General features: G+C 43.5%; 2 protein-coding genes. Both read left to right on the top strand.

Features of this window, described 5'->3' with window-relative positions; all coding sequences use genetic code 11:
* The first annotated feature begins 162 nt into the window (after positions 1-162).
* Positions 163-564 (top strand): IS200/IS605 family transposase, encoded by a 402-nt coding sequence (gene tnpA, locus KNQ13_RS15670; protein WP_026830365.1) that lies wholly within the window; start codon positions 163-165, stop codon positions 562-564.
* A 4-nt stretch (positions 565-568) separates the two neighbouring features.
* On the top strand, positions 569-1,608 hold a 1,040-nt coding region (locus KNQ13_RS15665; protein WP_209548554.1), incomplete at its 3' end, for an RNA-guided endonuclease InsQ/TnpB family protein.

The raw sequence follows: 1,608 nt of genomic DNA, 5'->3' as shown, positions 1-1,608 counted from the left end.
ATTACAGAATTTTTGAGCGGGAAAGCCCACTCCTTTAGGGGTGGGATGAAAGCTCGGTCGGATACGGAGTGCCCACAAAGAAGCCGAAGGTTCTGGCACTTCATGTATCCGAAAATCTTTTTTTGCGTTGCAGTAAGTTATTTGAAATGATACATTGTAAATATGAAAAACAACTATCGAAGAACCCAGACCACCGTTTCTCTGATCAATTATCATTTCGTTTTTTGCCCTCGATATAGAAGGAAAATATTCCGTCGAAACGATGTAGAAGGACGTTTCAAAGAATTGGTGCATGAGATATGTGAAAGCTTAGAAATCAATACAATCGCCTTAGAATGCGATCAAGATCATACACATCTGTTCCTCAATGCCCCACCAACACTCAGTCCTGCTGATATTATGGCAAAAATCAAAGGCGTGACATCTAAAAAATTAAGAGCGGAATTTCCTCATCTTCAACACTTGCCAAGTCTTTGGACGCGTTCCTACTTCGTTTCGACCGCCGGAAATGTGTCGAGCGAAACAATCAAGCGTTATGTCGAGCAACAAAAAACAAGGGGGTGACACCTTGAATCAGACATTAACGGTGAACATCAAACTTCGTCCTACCAAAGTACAACAATCTATTTTGAAGCGTATGATGGGAACTTATATCCACACGGCCAACCAACTTGTCTCAGATATGGTAGAGGCAGAAACGATGCTTAAGCTGACGAGCAAGAATGTCCAGTCTCATTTGCCTAGCGCCGTCAAGAACCAAGTCATCAAAGACGCCCAAAGCCTCTTCAAGAAAGTCAAGAAATCCAAATTCAAAATCATCCCTATTCTCAAGAAACCCTACTGCACATGGAACAACCAGAACTATTCGTTCGATTTCGAGTCGATTTCTCTCCCGATCATGATGGACGGTAAAGCAAAGAAGATGGCAATCAAAGCAGAAATGGTCGATAAACACAATCGCAATTTCTCACTCCTGAATAATAAGTTGGGAACGCTACGCATCACGAAGAAGTCGAACAAATGGATTGCCCAGATCGCTGTCACGCTTCTCACGACCGAGAAGACCGGCTCCAAGGTTCTCGGTGTGGATCTGGGTTTGAAAGTCCCGGCAGTCGCAACGAATGATGGCGACAAGGCGAGGTTCTTCGGGAACGGACGCGAGAACAAATACATGAAACGCAAGTTTCGTACGAGACGGAAAGAGCTCGGTCAAAAGAAGAAGCTGAACGCAATCAAGAAACTAAATAATCAAGAGCAACGCTGGATGAGAGACAAAGATCACAAGGTAAGTCGTGCGATCGTTTCATTTGCGAAAGAGAATAACGTTTCTGTCATTCGCCTAGAAAGACTGGCGAACATCCGGCAGACGGCAAGAACAAGCCGTAAAAACAATAAGAATCTGCATACATGGTCGTTCTATCGCCTAGCAACATTCATTGAATACAAAGCAAGTCTGGACGGAATCAAGGTCGAGTATGTCAATCCGGCCTATACATCTCAGACATGCCCTTCTTGCGGTAAAAGAAACAAAGCGAAAGATCGAACCTATTTTTGTCCATGTGGATTCAAAAAGCACAGAGATTTAGTCGGTGCGATGAATATTAGATA

The organism is Exiguobacterium sp. s128 (assembly GCF_018618815.1).
Classification (GTDB): Bacteria; Bacillota; Bacilli; order Exiguobacteriales; family Exiguobacteriaceae; genus Exiguobacterium_A; species Exiguobacterium_A antarcticum.
This window is presented reverse-complemented; position numbering and strand designations above follow the sequence as displayed.

Coding starts and splice junctions, on each gene's coding strand:
- tnpA (WP_026830365.1), top strand. CDS start 163: ATGAAAAACAACTATCGAAGAACCCAGACCACCGTTTCTCTGATCAAT.